The organism is Caulobacter segnis (genome assembly GCF_031454995.1).
GTDB classification, from domain to species: domain Bacteria; phylum Pseudomonadota; class Alphaproteobacteria; order Caulobacterales; family Caulobacteraceae; genus Caulobacter; species Caulobacter segnis_E.
This window is the reverse complement of the sequence record NZ_JAVDRV010000002.1, coordinates 961,957-978,078: the sequence shown is the minus strand read 5'-3', so window position 1 is coordinate 978,078 and position 16,122 is coordinate 961,957. Positions and strand designations below refer to the sequence as shown.

General features: G+C 66.5%; 9 protein-coding genes. 7 read left to right on the top strand and 2 right to left on the bottom strand.

The window, feature by feature from the left end; translation table 11 throughout:
• Nucleotides 1-294: 294 nt before the first annotated feature.
• From J2728_RS10610 to J2728_RS10600, 3 genes are all read left to right on the top strand, one after another.
• Nucleotides 295-1,665, top strand: a complete 1,371-nt coding sequence (locus J2728_RS10610) for a BNR repeat-containing protein (RefSeq protein WP_309998922.1) — start codon at nt 295-297, stop codon at nt 1,663-1,665.
• 71 nt (nt 1,666-1,736) lie between these two features.
• Nucleotides 1,737-2,801, top strand: coding sequence for an L-rhamnose/proton symporter RhaT (gene rhaT / locus J2728_RS10605; RefSeq protein ID WP_309998919.1), 1,065 nt, complete (start codon nt 1,737-1,739; stop codon nt 2,799-2,801).
• A gap of 29 nt (nt 2,802-2,830) precedes the next feature.
• Entirely contained in the window at nt 2,831-4,945 is a 2,115-nt protein-coding gene (locus J2728_RS10600) for a glycoside hydrolase family 88 protein (protein ID WP_309998918.1), read from the top strand.
• A gap of 81 nt (nt 4,946-5,026) precedes the next feature.
• On the opposite strand, the gene J2728_RS10595 is transcribed toward J2728_RS10600, so the two are convergent.
• Entirely contained in the window at nt 5,027-5,287 is a 261-nt protein-coding gene (locus tag J2728_RS10595; protein ID WP_309998916.1) for a response regulator transcription factor, read from the bottom strand.
• A gap of 234 nt (nt 5,288-5,521) precedes the next feature.
• Between J2728_RS10595 and J2728_RS10590 the strand changes: the two genes are divergently transcribed.
• The gene (locus J2728_RS10590; protein WP_309998915.1) at nt 5,522-6,199 is read left to right on the top strand and encodes a FadR/GntR family transcriptional regulator; all 678 of its coding nucleotides are present in this window, start codon (nt 5,522-5,524) and stop codon (nt 6,197-6,199) included.
• Here J2728_RS10590 and J2728_RS10585 read toward each other — a convergent pair.
• The gene (locus J2728_RS10585; protein ID WP_309998913.1) at nt 6,196-6,753 is read right to left on the bottom strand and encodes a gluconokinase; all 558 of its coding nucleotides are present in this window, start codon (nt 6,751-6,753) and stop codon (nt 6,196-6,198) included. The two genes, J2728_RS10590 and J2728_RS10585, sit on opposite strands and share 4 nt — an antisense overlap.
• Nucleotides 6,754-6,923: 170 nt before the next feature.
• On the opposite strand from J2728_RS10585, the gene J2728_RS10580 reads away from it, so the two are divergent.
• From J2728_RS10580 to J2728_RS10570, 3 genes are all read left to right on the top strand, one after another.
• Nucleotides 6,924-9,929 (top strand): glycosyl hydrolase family 28-related protein, encoded by a 3,006-nt coding sequence (locus tag J2728_RS10580; RefSeq protein WP_309998911.1) that lies wholly within the window; start codon nt 6,924-6,926, stop codon nt 9,927-9,929.
• A gap of 21 nt (nt 9,930-9,950) precedes the next feature.
• Nucleotides 9,951-12,986, top strand: coding sequence for a glycosyl hydrolase family 28-related protein (locus J2728_RS10575; RefSeq protein ID WP_309998910.1), 3,036 nt, complete (start codon nt 9,951-9,953; stop codon nt 12,984-12,986).
• 125 nt (nt 12,987-13,111) lie between these two features.
• The gene (locus J2728_RS10570) at nt 13,112-16,102 is read left to right on the top strand and encodes a TonB-dependent receptor plug domain-containing protein (protein ID WP_309998908.1); all 2,991 of its coding nucleotides are present in this window, start codon (nt 13,112-13,114) and stop codon (nt 16,100-16,102) included.
• Nucleotides 16,103-16,122 lie beyond the last annotated feature (20 nt).

The following is a 16,122-nucleotide window of genomic DNA, read 5'->3' as shown; positions in this document are numbered from 1 at the left end:
TAGGGCTTTCCTCGTTTCGAATACCTGGATGACTTGTATGACAAGCAGGCTCGGATGGTGTAGTCCTGATCCCCAATAAATGAAACAAGGTCCCACATATAGGGATATGGGCGGAAGCGAAGAAGGGTATCGAGCCATGTCTCAGGGGAAGATGGGCCGCGTCCGCGTGGGGGCGCTGGCGACGGCCAGTTCGATCGCGTTGACTGATGGCGAGGCCGGCTCGACCTTTCAGCCTCCTATAACATCAACGACTGGACGTCGGTCAGCCTCGACGCCTTCAACCTGACCGACGCCATGCGTTCCGGACTGTCGAGCATCATCGTCTCCGTCGGGCTTTCGGCGGCGTGCCTGGTGGGCGCGTCCGCCGTCGGCGCGCAGGCGCCCGAGGCCGACCATCCGGCCAAGGCGCTGCCGATCGCCTCGGTCGAGGCCATCGACCAGGTCTGGTCGGGGCACAAGGTCGGCTTCGCCCTCGCGGTCAGCGCGACGCGCCTCTATGCCGGTTACTACGACGCCAACCGCCAGCTGACGATCGCCCAGCGCGATCGCGATGCGACCCATTGGACCTACGCCAAGCTGGACACCTGGCTGGGCTGGGATAGCCACAACTATGTCGCCCTGGCCGTGGATCCGGCCGGCCGTCTGCACGTGATGGCCAACATGCACTCCGAGCCGTTGATCTACTTTCGGTCGGCGGAGTCCGGCGACGCCCGGACCTTGCGCCGGGAGGCCCAGATGGTCGGGCCGGAAGACGAAGCCCGTGTCACCTATCCGATTTTCCTGCACGACGCGGCGGGACGCCTGATCGTCAAATACCGGTCGGGTCGCAGCGGCGCGGGCGACGAGATCTACAATGTCCTCAACGCCAAGACAGGAACCTGGAGCCGCCTGCTGTCGACCCCGCTGGTCAGTGGCGAGGGCAAGCGTAACGCCTATTTCGTGGGACCCGTCCTGGGGCCGGACAAGATGTTCCACATCGTCTGGGTCTGGCGGGACACGCCCGACGCCTCGACCAATCACGACCTGAGCTACGCGCGCAGCAAGGACCTGATCCATTGGGAGCGTTCCGACGGCCAGCCGTTGTCGCTGCCGATCACGCTCGGCAAGGCCGAAATCGTCGATCCCGTGCCGGCGCGCGGCGGCATGATCAACAACAACACCGTGCTGGGCTTCGACTCCCAGGGGCGGCCGACGATCACCTACCACAAGTTCGACGCCGGCGGGGACACCCAGGTCTATCTGGCGCGCCGCGAGGCGTCGGGTTGGCGCACGGCGCCGATCAGCCAGTGGAAGGGCTTTCGCTGGGACTTCGGCGGACCCGGCAGCCTCGCCGGCAGACTTTCAGTTGGCGGCGCGAGGCCCGAGGCGGCGGGGCGTCTGATGGCGCCGGTCATCCGGGATGGCCGCGGTCTAGAGCTGGTCCTCGACGAGAAGACACTGGCGCCAATCGAGGAGCGCGCCACCCAGGATCTGGTCGCGCGTCTTGGCGGCAAGGTGCGGATTCCGTCCGACATGCGCGCCAACGTGCTGCGGGGCGCCGGCGGTCCGGAAGGCGACTACGCCCTGGTCTGGCCGACGCGCCCGCCGAACCGCGACCGCCCGACCGAGGATATCCCGCCCTCCACGACACTGCTGCTGCTGCGCCTGACCAACACCGCGCCGTGACCGCCAGCGCCGAGCCCCGCTGACTTCGTCTTTCCCTGGGTCTGGCCGACCCGCCGTACCGGAGCCTCCAAGTGCCCGCCAATCCTCTTTTCGGCGTCTTTCTTCATTGGCTGGGGGGCTTCGCCTCCGCCAGCTTCTACGTGCCCTACAAGGGCGTGCGTCGCTGGTCGTGGGAGATCTACTGGCTGGCGGGCGGGATTTTTTCCTGGCTGCTCGCGCCATGGTTCTTCGCCGCGCTGGGGACCCACGACCTGATCGGCGTGCTGGCCCAGACCCCGCCGAAGGTGCTGGCCGCCTGCGTTATGTTCGGCGCGCTCTGGGGCTTTGGCGGCCTGGGTTACGGCCTGACCATGCGCTATCTGGGCCTGTCGCTCGGCATGGCGGTGGTGCTGGGGCTGTGCACGGCGTTCGGCACGCTGATCCCGCCTTTGGTTTCCGGCGAATTTCACGAAAAGCTGCTGGCCCACACGCCAGGGCGGATCGTGTTGGCCGGTATCGTCCTGACGCTCGTGGGCATCGTGGTCGTGGCGTGGGCCGGCTCCCTGAAGGAGCGTGACATGTCCGCCGAGGACGCCAAGGCCGCCATCGCCGAGTTCGACTATCGCAAGGGCCTGATCGTGGCGATCCTGTCGGGGATCATGTCCGCCTGCTTCGCCTATGGCCTCGCGGCGGGCGAGCCGATCCGGCAGCTCTCCGCCAAGGCCGGCACGGGGCCGCTATGGACCGGCCTGCCGGTGTTGTGCGTGGTGCTTCTGGGCGGTCTCGCCACCAATCTCGTCTGGTGCGGCTGGCTTGTGATCAAGAACCGTTCGGCCGGGCAGTGGCTTGCGCGCGGCGAAACGGGGGAGCTCAAGGCGCCGATCGCCCGTAACTACGCCCTCTGCGCCCTGGCCGGCGTGGCCTGGTACTTCCAGTTCTTCTTCTACACGATGGGCGAGAGCCAGATGGGGCGCTATGGCTTCTCCAGCTGGACCCTGCACATGGCCAGCATCATCATCTTCGGGACCCTGTGGGGCTTCGCGCTCGCCGAGTGGCGCAAGGCGAAAGCCGCCACCCGGGCGGTGGTTTGGGCCGGTGTGACGCTGCTGGTGCTGGCGACCGTGGTCATCGGTTATGGCAACAGTCTTGGCGCTTAGGTGGCGATAACAGGAGAGGGGGGAGGGCGATGAACCTTTCACGAGAGCTTTCGCGTGGCCATCGGGCCGCCTTGCGCCGGACGGCGTTGGTGTCGGCGATCCTGCTTTCGCCTCTGGGCGTGGTTCCGGCCGTCGCCGCGCCGCCCGCCGCGAGCGCTCCGGCGGAGGTCGTTCCCTACCGTCCCGCCGACGTCATGCGGCTGGTCGAGAAGGTCGCCGACTACCAACTGGCGACCATGGCCGCGGGCTACATCCCGCCGAACACCTCGCGCGACACGCCCGATCCCAAGGGCTGGGTGCAGGGCGCGCTGTTCGTGGGCCTGACCGATCTCGCCGATCGCTCGCCCAATCCCGCGTACCGCCAGGCCATCCTGGCGCGAGGGCAGGCCAACCAGTGGCAGCTGGGCCCGCGCTTTTATCATGCCGATGATCACGTGATTGGGCAGGCCTATCTGTGGGCTGCCCAGAAAGGCGCGGGGCCGGAGGCCATCGGGCCGTTGAAGGCCCGCTTCGACGGGATCTTGGCCTATCCGCCGAAGGTCGGTTTGGAGCACGCCGAATATACCGACCCGCGTGGCGTCGAGTGCGACAAGCGCTGGTGCTGGAGCGACGCCCTGTTCATGGCGCCGGCGACCTGGTTCGAGCTGAGCAAGGTGACTGGCGACCCGCGCTACGCGGCCTATGCCAAGTCTGAGTTCAACGCCGTCACCGACTTCCTCTACGACCGCGACGAGCACCTCTATTATCGCGACTCCCGGTTCTTCCCGAGGCGCGGCCTCGACGGCGAGAAGATCTTCTGGAGCCGGGGCGACGGCTGGGTGCTGGCGGGTCTGGCGCGGGTCATTCCGTTGCTGCCGACAGGCGATCCGACCCGCGCGCGCATGGAGACCGTCTTCAAGGAGATGGCGGTCAAGCTCGCCGCGATCCAGAAGCCCGACGGCTACTGGTCTCCCTCGCTGCTGTCGGACCCCACCAAGTCGCCGCCGGAGTCGAGCGGGACGGCCTTCTTCACCTATGGCCTAGCCTGGGGGATCAAGGCGGGTTTGCTGGACCGCCAGACCTTCGAACCGACGGTGCGCAAGGGCTGGACCGCTCTGACGCGCGCGGTCCATCCCGACGGTAAGTTCGGCTACGTGCAGCCCGTGTCGGACCGCCCCGAGAGCGTCAGCTATGATGACACCCAGTTCTATGGCGTCGGCGCCTTCCTGCTGGCGGCGACAGCGGTCGCCGACCTCGATCTCAAGCCAGGCAAGGACCTGACCGTCCAAGCGCCGCGCGCGCCGGCCCAGGCGGTGCTGAACGTTCAGCACGGCGGTGTTCTGAAGGACAAGGTGCTCCAGGGCGGCGTCTTCCACCAGCGTAAGAGCTTCACGGTTCCGGCCGACCACTTCATTCACGACGGCCTGATGGCCTTCGAGGGCGTGGGCTGGGAGTCGGACCTCGTCGCCTATCGGCTCTATCTCGACGAGCGGATGGCGGTCGACATCTTCGGCAAGAAGACGCCCGGGCCCGTGCTCGACAAGATCGGGCAGGGCGTCGACAACTACCACGATATGGCCCCGTGGGGCATGGACATCTTCAAGGTTGGCGACACCGTCGGGGTGGGCGGCATCGGCCGCTTGCGGGACGGCAAGGCCGGCCAGTTGGGCGGCTCGACCATCCGCGCCGAGGTGGTGGAGAGCGGGCGAGACGCCGCGACCGTCGAGGTGGTCAATACGGGCCTTTCGGGCGGCAAGTCGAACCTTCGCGCGCGCTATTCCATACGACGTGGCTCGACCCTGACCCGCGTCACGGCCGTCGGCGACAGCCAGGGCGGGCCGCTGCTGACGGGGCTGGTCAAGCATGACGGGGTGGAGGTGATCGCTTCGCCGTCCGGCACGCACGGCTGGGCCTATCTCGCCACCTACGGCAAGCAGAGTCTGGCCAACGACGGCCTCGGCGTCGCGGTGTTCTATCACCCCTCGGCGGTTGTGGGGGCTCCAGGCGACGACGGGAATTCCGTTTTCGTGACCTTCAAGGACCCGACCCGGATCGATTACGCGTTCGGGACCGCCTGGGTTCAGGACCAGCAGGGCGTGAAGGACCTCGCCGCGTTCAAGACCTGGCTTGGCGCGCGCAAGGCCGAACTCGATGCGGGACGCTAGCGCCCGCGAGAGCCGAAGGATATCAACGCGATCGGCGAGGGCTTGGGGGCCGTAGGAGGCGCGGCCCCCGTTTGGACGCGCCTAACGCGTCGCCGCGCTTGGTTCCAGGCTCATCGCTCGCGCGGCGATCGCCGCCTGGGTTCGATTGTGGACGTTCAGCTTCCGCATCACCGCGGTCATGTGCGCCTTAACCGTCGCCTCGGCGATGCCGAGGTCAAAGGCGATCTGCTTGTTCAGCAGTCCGGAGTTGACGCCCTCCAGAACCTTGAGCTGCGTCGGCGTCAGGTCGCAAAGGCCGACGCGCGTTGTGGCTTCGATATTGTCCTGCTTTTTCCCGGTCATGTTCACCCCTGCTTTTCCTGTCCCACACCGCTCTTCTCTCGATGAGCGGCCTCCGCCTTGGTCTATGCGCCGGTCTTCGCCAGCGGGCGGTTCGTGTCTACGAACGTAGTTATATTAGTTGGACAGATTCAAGCGGAATGGTCAATGTTAACGCAAACAATTTCCGCTGACGTTGCCATTGGCATGAATCTGTTGGACAGGTTTTCCGTTGTCGGCGCCAACAGGGGGGAGCGGATGAGCCAAGGGCGTTTGGCCGATCAGGCCTATCTGGGCATCGTCGAGATGATCAAGGTCGAGGGGCTGACCCCAGGCGATCGTCTGCCGTCCGAGGCCCGCCTGGCCGAGATCTTCGGCATGTCGCGCACGATCGTCCGCGAGGCGCTTGTCAGGCTCGCCGCCGACAGCATCACCGAGGCGCGGCGCGGCGCTGGCTCCTTCGTGAAGAACCGGCCTTCCGACAAACTCGGCGCCTATATGCCGCTGTCGGAGCTTCCTTCGACGCTGGGCAGCTACGAGGTGCGGTTCGTGTTGGAGGCGGAGGCCGCGCGTCTGGCGGCCGCGCGACGCTCGAACGAAGAGATGGCCGGGATCGAGGAGGCCTTGTCCAACCTGCGCGCGGCGCTGCTATCGAACGCTCCGGCGCACGACGAGGACATGGAGCTGCATCGAAGGATCGTTCTGGCCACCGCCAACCCGGCCTTCCTGGTGACGTTCGAGGCGCTCCAGCCCGATGTCGACAAGATCATGCGCGCGGGCGTCGACATCTCGCGCTCGCGGCCGCCCGAGGCGATCGACGAGATGATGCGGGAACATGAGATGATCGTGGAAGCGATCCGCGCTCAGGATGGCGACAGCGCGGCCCTGGCCATGCGTTGGCACCTTTCGCGCGGACGAAAGCGCCTGATGCCCTAAGCCCGCAAGACCGCGGGCGCTATCGTCGACACCCAGGCTTGGACGCGGTCGCAAAGGCCTTCGGGCGAGAGCGAGCCGTCGAGCATGAAGACGCCTTCGCTTGGATCGGGCCGCTCCAGTGTCGCGAGCTGGCTGTCGAGCAGGCTGGGCGGCATGTAGTGGCCCGCCCTTTGGATCATTCGCCGCTCCAGCTCGTCACGGCCAAGGTCCAACAGGACGAAGCGAGCGGAAGCGCCGATCGCGGCGCGAAGGCGTTCGCGATAGCGCAGTCTGAGCGCCGAACAGGCGGCGACGACCTGACCTTCGTTCTCCAGGGTCTCCTTGATCGCGAGGCCCAGCCGATCGAGCCACGGCCAACGGTCCTCGTCGGTCAGGGCGTGGCCCGCGCGCATCTTCGCGACCGCCTCTTCATCATGGAAGGCGTCGCCCTCCAGGAAAGCGCAGTCGAAGCGGGCGGCGAGGAGAGCGCCCAGCGTCGACTTCCCGCAGCCGCTGACGCCCATGGTCACGATGGCCAGGCCTTTGGGCCGCGCTAAGCGAGATGACGTCCGCAAACGGTCTCCTTGGGAACGGGGCCGACCGCTCTGGAAGAACGCGCGATGACAGGGTCGGCTGGAGAACGTTTTCTAACGGCGGTCCGACCGGACGTAACTACGACCATGGTCGCGGATGCCCGAGCGGCGCCGATCTCCTATCGCTGGGCGATAGTAAGAGGGAGAGTGAGATGAGAGCGGTTGTCTTCGCGGCGATCCTGGCGGTTTCGACACCAGCCTTGGCGGAAACCCGCTCGGTTCTGACTTCCATACCCGACGATCCTCGGGCGATCGTGGTCAAGGCCGTGGGCGACGGGCGCGCGGACGACACGGACGTGATTCAGAAAGCCATAGACGCCGCCCGCGACAAGACCGGTCATGGTCTCGTGTTCCTGCCGTCGGGACGCTATCGGCTCAGCCGCACGCTGCTGGTGCCGCCGGGCGTTCGGATTTTCGGCGTCGGAGCCACGCGTCCTGTCTTCGTCCTGGGCGCCAAGACGCCGGGCTTCCAGACGGGCGTGGCGACGATGATCGCGTTCACGGGCGGCGACCAATATCAGGTCGGCGAGATACCTGTGCCGATCCCCACCGTGCGCCCCACGACCGCCAAGGTGCGCGACGCCAATTCCGGCACCTTCTATTCGTCGATGAGCAACATCGACATCGAGATCGGCGAGGGCAATCCGGCCGCCGCGGCCGTGCGCTTCCGGATGGCCCAGCATGCGTTCCTCCGACACATGGATTTCCGCCTGGGCTCGGCCTTCGCGGGCGTCTACCAGGCCGGCAACATCATGGAGGACGTGCACTTCCATGGCGGGCGCTACGGCATCGTCACCGAGAAGACCTCGCCGGCCTGGCAGTTCACCCTGGTCGACTCCACCTTCGATGGTCAGCGCGACGCGGCGATCCGCGAGCACGAGGTCGACCTGACCCTGGTCAATGTCGGCATTAAGAACACCCCCGTCGGGATCGAGATCGATCGCGGCTATAGCGACAGCCTTTGGGGCAAGAACGTCCGCTTCGAGAACGTCTCCAAGGCCGGGGTCGTGATCTCCGCCGAGAACAGCGTCTTCACCCAGGTCGGCTTCGATAACGCCACCGCCAGCAACACCCCGGTCTTCGCCAGCTTCCGCGACAGCGGCAAGACCGTGGCGGGCAAGGGCAAGGACTATCGGGTGGCGTCGTTCACCCACGGCCTGACCCTGCCGGCGCTTGGCCAGATGGGCGAGTACAAGACGACCGCCGACATCAAGCCGCTCACGGCCAAGACGACGGCCAAGCCGGCGCTGCGGGCTTTGCCGCCGATGGGCGAGTGGACCAACGTCAAGACGCTGGGCGTCAAGGGTGACGGTTCGACCGACGACACCGCGGCGCTGCAGAAGGCGATCGACACGCACCGCGTGCTCTATCTGCCGGTCGGCTTCTACATGGTGTCCGACACCCTGAAGCTGCGGCCCGACACGGTGCTGATCGGCCTGCACCCGGCGATCACCCAGTTGGTCATTCCGGACAACAACCCTGGGCACGTGGGCGTGGGCGCCGTGCGACCGATCCTTGAGACGCCGCGCGCTGGCGACAACATCCTCTCGGGAATTGGCCTGTTCACCGGTCGGGTGAATCCGCGCGCCTCGGCCCTGCTGTGGCGCTCCGGCGCGACCTCGATGGTCAATGACGTCAAGATCATGGGCGGCGGCGGCACGCCGACGGCCGATGGCAAGTCGCTGGGCGCGGCCCAGGCCCGCAGCGGCGATCCGGTCGCCGATGGACGCTGGGACGCGCAGTATCCGAGCATCTGGGTGACCGACGGCGGCGGCGGGACCTTCGCCGACGTGTGGAGCCCCAACACGTTCGCCTCGGCCGGCTTCTACATCAGCGACACCAAGACCCCCGGCTACATCTACGAGGTCTCGGTCGAGCACCACGTCCGCAACGAGTTCGTGCTCGACAACGTCGAAAACTGGGAGTTCCTCGCGCCCCAGACCGAGCAGGAGGTCGGCGACGGCCCCGACGCCGTGTCGCTGGAGGTGCGCAACTCACGCAACATCCTGTTCGCGAACTATCACGGCTATCGGGTGACGCGCTCGTATCACCCGGCCGAGACGGCGGTGAAGCTGTTCAACTCGACCGACATCCGCTTCCGCAACGTCCATATCAACGCCGAGAGCGGCATCGCCCTGTGCGACCAGATCGGCTGCGGGACCTATCTGCGGGCCAGCAAGTACCCGTTCGAGAACGCGATCCAGGACAAGACCCGCAAGCTGGAGGTTCGCGAACGCGAGTTCGCCGTGCTGGACGTCGCCGGTCCGGTCTCGCCCGGCGCGCCGCCGGCGGCCGATCCGCGCGTGCGCAAGCTGGAGACCGGCTTCTGGTCGATCTCGGGCGCCGCGACGGGCGCGGACGGCGCGCTCTATTTCATCGAAAAGCGCTTCCAGCGGATCTATCGTTGGACGCAGGCGCGCGGCCTGGAGGTGGTGCGCGACCAGTCGCTGGACCCGACCAACCTGGCCGTCGATGGCTCTGGCAAGCTGCTGGTGGTGTCCTCGTACGGTCCGCGGGCCTCGGTCTATTCGATCGACCCACAAGGGCCGAAGGACCAGCTGACCATGATCTCGCCGACCGCGGCCACGCCGCGCGCGGGGGCCAAGACGCTACTGCCCGTGAACTGGTGGGTGAATGGCGAGTTCCGCGACCAATACGATCCGGCGACCGATCATTTCACCACCTTGGCCGAGATGTTCGCGCGCGATGTCGGAACGCCGAAGGCCCGAGAATACGTCTCGCCCGACGGCAGCGTCGTGCTGCCCGCGTTCCGGGTGTGGCAGCAAGGTCCGCCCGATCACGTGGGCTGGCGCTGGTCGGACACCCTGCAGGCGCACGGCCTGATCGGGGGCGCTACGGGCCAGCGGGTGTTCGTGACCAATGGCTCCGAGAACCGGACCTATAGCGGCCAGGTCGGACCTGGCGGAACGCTGACCGACCTGAAGGTCTTCGCCGAGCGCGGCGGCGAGAGCGTCGCGGTGGATGGGCAAGGGCGCGTGTTCGTCGCCAACGGGCAAATCTTCCAGTACGCGCCCGATGGCAAGCTGGTCGGACGCATCGACGTGCCGGAGCGTCCGTTGCAGCTGATCTTCGGTGGCGAGGGCGGGCGGACGTTGTTCGTCCTGACCCACCATTCGCTCTACGCTGTCGAGCCCTAACGAAGCCTGGGAGGGCCCGCCATGAAGACCATCCTGATCGCCCTCGCCACCGTCGTGGTCGCGACCGTCGGCGGCTCGGCCGAGGCGTCTCAGAGCCGCTCGGCCTTCGCGGCCGCGCCCGCCGATCCGGCGGCCATCACCGTCCGCGGACGCGGCGACGGGCGCGCCGATGACAGCGCGGCCTTGCAGCAGGCGATCGACGCGGCCGCCGCCAAGCCCGGCGGCGGACTGGTCTTCCTGCCCTCCGGCCGTTACCGGATCTCGCGAACCCTGTTCCTGTGGCCAGGCGTTCGCGTGTTCGGCGTCGGCGCCACGCGGCCGGTGATCGTGCTGGGCGACGCGACTCCCGGCTTCCAGAAGGGCGTCGCCAACATGGTGATCGTCGCCGGCGCCAAGCCGGACCCGGCCCGTAAGGTTCCGTTCCCGCCGCCGGGCAGCGTGCCGTTCAACAAGGATGTGCCCGACGCCAATTCCGGCACCTTCTACACCGCGATGAGCAATGTCGATTTCGAGATCGGCAAGGGCAATCCGGCGGCGACGGCGATCCGCTTCCACGCGGCCCAGCACGCTTTCCTCAGCCACATGCGCTTCGACATCGGCTCGGGCCTGGCGGCGCTCTATCAGATCGGCAACGAGGCCGAGGACCTGCACTTCAAGGGCGGTCGCTACGGCATCCTGACCGAGAAGCCTTCGCCGGCTTGGGGTTTCGTCCTGCTCGACTCCACCTTCGAAGGCCAGCGCGACGCGGCGATCCGCGAGCACGAGGCGGGCCTGACCCTGGTCAATGTGACGATGCGCGACACGCCGGTCGGGATCGAGATCGATCGCGGCTATGGCGAGTGGCTGTGGGGCAAGAACGTCCGCTTCGAGAACGTCTCGAAGGCCGGCGTGGTCATTTCCAACGAAGGCAACGTCTACACCCAGGTCGGCTTCGAGAACGCGGCCGCCAAGAATACGCCTGTGTTCGCTCACTTCCGCGACAGCGGCAAGACCGTGCCGGGGAAGGGGAGCGCCTATCGCGTCTCGGCGTTTAACTACGGCCTGACCGTGCCGGGGCTGGGCCGTCTGGGTGAGTATCGGACGACCTTCGAAGCGGAGGCGTTGAAAGCCTATCCCGCGCCGATCTCACCCGCCATACGCGCCTTGCCCCAGATGGCGGAGTGGACCAGCGTCCGCGACCTTGGCGCCAAGGGCGACAACGCGACCGACGACACCGCCGCGATCCAGAAGGCGATCGACAGTCACCGGGTGATCTACTTCCCGACCGGCTTCTATCGCGTCACCGACACCCTGAAGCTGCGGCCCGATTCCGTTCTGATCGGCCTACATCCCAGCCTGACCCAGATCGTCCTGCCTCACGGCACGCCGGCCTTCCAAGGCGTCGGCGCGCCCAAGGCGTTGGTCGAGTCCGGCAAAGGCGGGGAGAACATCGTCTTCGGTCTTGGTCTCTATACCGACGGCCAGAACCCGCGCGCCACGGCGCTGCTGTGGACGGCGGGCGAGCGCTCGATGGTCAACGACGTCAAGTTCCAGGGCGGCCACGGCACGAACCTTTATGATGGCTCGCGCTTCAACCCCTACAACGCCAACGCCTCGGCTGACCCAGACACCGCCAAGCGGTGGGGCGGACAGTATCCGAGCCTGTGGGTGACCAATGGCGGCGGCGGGACCTTCGCCAATGTCTGGAGCCCGAATACCTACGCCTATTCCGGGATCTATGTTTCGGACACCACGACGCCTGGCTACGTCTATCAGGCCTCGGTCGAGCACCATCTTCGCTCCGAGATCAGCCTGAACCGCGTCGCCAACTGGGAGTTCCTGGCGCCGCAGACCGAGGAGGAAGCGGGCGAGGGCGAGGACACGGTTTCGCTCGAGATCCGCGACTCCCGCAATATCCTGCTGGCCAACTATCATGGCTATCGCGTCACGCGGACACGGCGACCCGTTTCGGCGGCGGTGAAGATCTACAACTCGCACGACATCCGCTTCCGCAACGTTGCGGTGAACGGCGAGAGCGGCTTCTCGACGTGCGACGAGGGCGGCTGCGCGACCTTCCTGCGCCTGACCAAGTATCCGTACGAGAACGCCATCGAGGACGTCACCAGTGGTCTGCAAGTGCGCGAGCGTCAGTTCGTGGTGCTGGATATCGGCAAGGACGTGACCGCGCCGGCGCCGTCGGTGTTTCCCGCCGGCGCCCGCGTCGAGAAGCTGGCCGATGGGTTCTTCTCGGCGAGCGGCGGCGCTGTCGACGCGGCGGGCGTTCTCTATTTCACCGATCGCCGCAACCAGCGCATCTACAGTTGGTCGCCCGAGCGCAAGCTGTCGATCGTCCGCGACAACACCCTCGATCCGATCAATCTCGCGGTCGATGGTTCGGGAAACCTGATGGTGCTGTCGTCCGACGGCCGCAACGGCTCGGTCTACAGCTTCAAGCCGGGCAGCCCCGACACCGAGGTGACCGTCATTCCGGCGACGCCGGTCAGCGGCCGTTCCGACGCGGCCAAGGTCTTGCCCGTCAATTGGTGGGTCAATGGAGAGTTCAAGGATCAGATCGATCCTGAAACCCACGAGTTCGCCACCCTGGCCGAGTTGTTCGCCCGGGAAACCGCCGCTCCGCCGGCCAAGGAATATGTCTCGCCGGACGGAAGCCTGGCGCTGCCGGCCTATCGTGTCTTCCAGCAAGGGCCGCCCGATCATCGCGGACTGCGCTTCTCGCATACGCTGGACACCTACGGCTTCACCAAAGCCAAGCCAGGTCAGAGGGTGTTCATCGCCAACAGCTCGGAGAACAAGACCTACAGCGGTCTGGTCGATGCGCGGGGCGCGATCACCGACCTCAAGGTTTTCGCTAGTCGCGGTGGCGAGAGCGTGGCGACGGACGCGGAGGGCCGCGTCTACGTCGCTAACGGCCAAGTGTTCGTCTATGCGCCGGACGGTCGCGAGCTGGGCCGGATCGACTTGCCCGAGCGGCCCCTGCAACTGGTCTTGGGCGGTCCGGACAAGCGGACGCTTTTCGCTCTGACGCACCATGGCCTTTACGCCGTGCGAGCGCGGTAGAGCCCTTTGTCGCGGGCGTCCGTTGGCCGCCTACGACCATGGTCTAATAGTTCGCTTCCGGCGGCTCTGACACAGTCCTCCCAGGCCGTCGACGATGGCCATAAGAAAATCGGGAGGGATGTAGGATGAGTGCTGTCGGTAGCACGCGAGGGGGATCTTCTTTTCTGAGGGCCTTGCTCGCGACGAGCGCGTTCGCAACGGTCCTGGTGGGCGGGGCGGCCCATGCCCAGGCGGCGCAGACGCCGCCCGCCGCTGGCTCGGATGACTCCGTCGTCACCGAAATCGTGGTCACCGGGTCGCGCATCCGCTCCACTGGCTTCACCGCGCCGACCCCGACCCAGGTGCTGGGTACGGCGGACCTGGAGCGCGCCGCCCAGCCGAACATCTTCACCGCCATCACCCAGCTGCCCTCGCTGCAGGGCTCGAGCGGCGCGACCACCGGCACGTTCAGCACCTCGAGCGGTCAGCAGGGCCTCTCGTCGTTCTCGCTGCGGGGTCTAGGCACCATTCGCACCCTGACGCTGCTGGACGGCCAGCGGGTCGTGCCGGCCAACGTCACCGGCGTTCCCGACATCAGCCTGTTCCCCCAACTGCTCGTCGAACGCGTGGACGTCGTCACAGGCGGCGCCTCGGCCTCGTACGGCTCGGACGCCGTCGGCGGGGTGGTGAACTTCATCACCAACAAGAAGTTCGTGGGCCTGAAGGCCAACGTCATGACGGGCGTCACGACCTATGGCGACAACCACCAGTGGTTGGCCCAGGTCGCGGCCGGCAAGAACTTCATGGATGACCGTCTGCACGTGCAGGTCAGCGGCGAATACGACTGGGAAGAAGGCGTTCCGGCGGGCGGCTTCGGCGAGGACGCGCCGGGCAGCCGTGACTGGTACACGACCGCCACCCTGGTCAATCGCGGGATCACCAACGACGGCTCGCCGCAGTATCTCTATCGCGAGCATGCCCAGGCCTATCAGTACACCAAGTACGGCCTGATCAGCGCGGGCCCGCTGCAAGGCACGGCGTTCGACGCCGCCGGCAATCCGTTCCAGTTCCAGTACGGCGGTGGTGGCGTGCCGTCCAAGGCGGCCAACGGCGCGGTCAGCGGCTGCTACACGAACGGCGGGTTCTGCGTGGGCGGCGACCTGTCGGGCAACGTCGGCGTCGGCACCTCGCTGCAGTCGCGGCTCAAGCGGATGAACGCCTACACCCGCGTGGGTTTCGATCTCGACGCCAACAACGAGATCTACGCCACCTTCAACGCCGCCCGCGTGGAGAGCAGCAACCAGCCCAACCCAGGCGCTGCCACGACCGGCCTGACGATGTCGTGCTCGAACCCGTATCTGCCGGCCTCGGTGGTCGCGGCCTGCGCCGCGAACGGCATCACGACCTTCACCTTCGGCACCAGCAACGCGCTGCTGCCGCGGAACATCTCGGTCCACCCGACGCGCACCCAGTATCGCGGCGTCATCGGCGCCGACGGTAAGTTCAACGCCCTAGGCACGGAATGGCGCTACGACGCCTACTACACCCACGGCGAGAACACGACGAACATCCACGTTCGCGACATCCTGCTGACGCCGCGCTATCGGGCGGCGGTCCAGGCCACGCTCGTCAATGGTCAGATCGTCTGCGCCGATCCCATCGCCCGCGCCAACGGCTGCGTGCCGATCAACATCTTCGGCGGGCAGCGTCCGAGCGACGCGGCTCTGGCCTACATCACGCCCAAGAACGGCCCGTACCAGCACTCGGTGCAGAAGCAGGATGTCGCCAGCATCAACTTCAGCGGCGAGCCGATCAACGGCTGGGCTGGGCCGATCTCGCTGGCCGTCGGCGGCGAGTGGCGCAAGGAGCAATACCACGTCAAAGGCGACCCCTACGGCGATGGCAATACGGATTCTCCGAACACGGCCGACTACCCCGCCGATCCGGTGCTGAACGCGGCGGGCGCCAACTGGTTCGCTGGCAACTACCACTCCGGCGCCGGCAAGTATTCGGTGAAGGAAGCCTATGCCGAAGTGAACATGCCGTTGGTCAACTCCGACGCGGCGGGCAAGGCCAACCTCAACATGGCCGGCCGCTGGACCGACTACAGCACCTCCGGCACCGTCTACACCTGGAAGGTCGGCGTCACCTGGGATACGCCGGTCGACGGCGTCCGCCTGCGGGCCGTCACGTCGCGCGACGTCCGCGCGCCGAACCTGTCGGAGCTGTTCGCCGCGCCGGTGACCACCACGCTGCCGAACTTCACCATTCCCTCGAACGGCAAGCCTCCGGCCGGTCAGCCGTCCAGCGGCTCGCTGACGGTACTGCAGAATGTCGTGGGCAACCCGGACCTGAAGCCGGAAATCGCCAAGAACGTCACCATCGGCGCGGTGCTCTCGAACCCGCAATGGTTGCCGGGCTTCAGCGTTTCGGTCGACTGGTACAACATCGTCCTCAACGGCGGCATCTCCAGCCTGGGCGCTCAGCAGATCGTCAACTTCTGCTATGCGGGCCTGACCCAGTTCTGCGGCGCCTTCAACCTCAATCCGCCGTCGGCCTTCGTCAATTCGCAGACGTTCAACCTGGCTTCGATCAAGACCAGCGGTTTTGATATCGAGAGCAGCTATCGCTTCGAGCTGCCCAGCGTTCCGGGCCGCTTCACGGTCCGCGGACTGGCCACCAACGTCCACAAGTTCGTGACCAATCCGGGCATCCCCGGCGCGGTCGCCGTCGACTCGGCCGGCCAGAACTCGGGCGCGACGCCAGACTGGAAGGTCCTGGCCGTCCAGTCCTGGGAAAACGACCGCCTCGCCATCAGTGTTCAAGAGCGCTGGTTCAGCGATGGCCGGTTCGGCGGCACTACCACCGAGTACGTCGAGTGCAAGCCCGGCGCGTGCCCGGTCTCCACCGGCAGCCGGCCGACCATCGACTACAACCACATGAGCGGCGCGACCTATGTCGACGTCAGCGCCTCGTACAAGTTCGGTAACGGCCTGCAGCTCTATGGCAAGGTCGACAACCTGCTGAACCGCGATCCGACTCCGTCGCCCCAGACCAACACCGGTCTCGACGCGAACCCGGCGCTCTATGACCTGCTGGGCCGCTTCTACCACGTGGGTCTGCGCTACAGCTTCTAGGCCTTTCGCAGCCGTCGTTT

What these genes read in the sequence shown, in the direction of transcription:
- J2728_RS10595 (WP_309998916.1), bottom strand. Translation starts at nt 5,287, where the DNA reads ATGACCGGGAAAAAGCAGGACAATATCGAAGCCACAACGCGCGTCGGC.
- J2728_RS10575 (WP_309998910.1), top strand. Translation starts at nt 9,951, where the DNA reads ATGAAGACCATCCTGATCGCCCTCGCCACCGTCGTGGTCGCGACCGTC.
- J2728_RS10590 (WP_309998915.1), top strand. Translation starts at nt 5,522, where the DNA reads ATGAGCCAAGGGCGTTTGGCCGATCAGGCCTATCTGGGCATCGTCGAG.
- J2728_RS10570 (WP_309998908.1), top strand. Translation starts at nt 13,112, where the DNA reads ATGAGTGCTGTCGGTAGCACGCGAGGGGGATCTTCTTTTCTGAGGGCC.
- J2728_RS10600 (WP_309998918.1), top strand. Translation starts at nt 2,831, where the DNA reads ATGAACCTTTCACGAGAGCTTTCGCGTGGCCATCGGGCCGCCTTGCGC.
- J2728_RS10610 (WP_309998922.1), top strand. Translation starts at nt 295, where the DNA reads ATGCGTTCCGGACTGTCGAGCATCATCGTCTCCGTCGGGCTTTCGGCG.
- J2728_RS10580 (WP_309998911.1), top strand. Translation starts at nt 6,924, where the DNA reads ATGAGAGCGGTTGTCTTCGCGGCGATCCTGGCGGTTTCGACACCAGCC.